Genomic DNA, 257 nt, shown 5'->3' with positions numbered 1-257 from the left:
CGGTGGGCTCCGAGTCCTAGAGCAGTTCAAACGGCGCTTGCTGAGAGCGGCGCGCAGCTAAAATGCCTAAACCGGGCTGACAGTGCAGCTCGATAATATGAGCAACGCCTTTCGTCAGCAGCGCCCGATAAGTCTGCTTATCTAACGGCGACGTTGCTACGGCGGTCATATTCATTGGCAACGAAGGAAGCCGCTGAGCAAGCTGACGCCAGCGGTCTTCGCTGGTGACCATGATATCGCCCGCGTTGAGTTCCCAC

The 257-nt window shown here is 57.6% G+C and carries 1 protein-coding gene; it reads right to left on the bottom strand.

What is annotated here, in order from left to right; genetic code table 11:
* Positions 1–16 precede the first annotated feature (16 nt).
* Positions 17–257, bottom strand: a 241-nt coding sequence (locus tag SB847_RS21535) for a hypothetical protein (RefSeq protein ID WP_410578716.1), incomplete at its 5' end; no start/stop codon positions are given.

This window comes from Bacillus sp. SIMBA_026 (genome assembly GCF_046535335.1).
Classification (GTDB): domain Bacteria; phylum Bacillota; class Bacilli; order Bacillales; family Bacillaceae; genus Bacillus; species Bacillus velezensis.
Note: the sequence above shows the minus strand (reverse complement) of the source record. Positions and strands in the feature narration are given on the sequence as shown.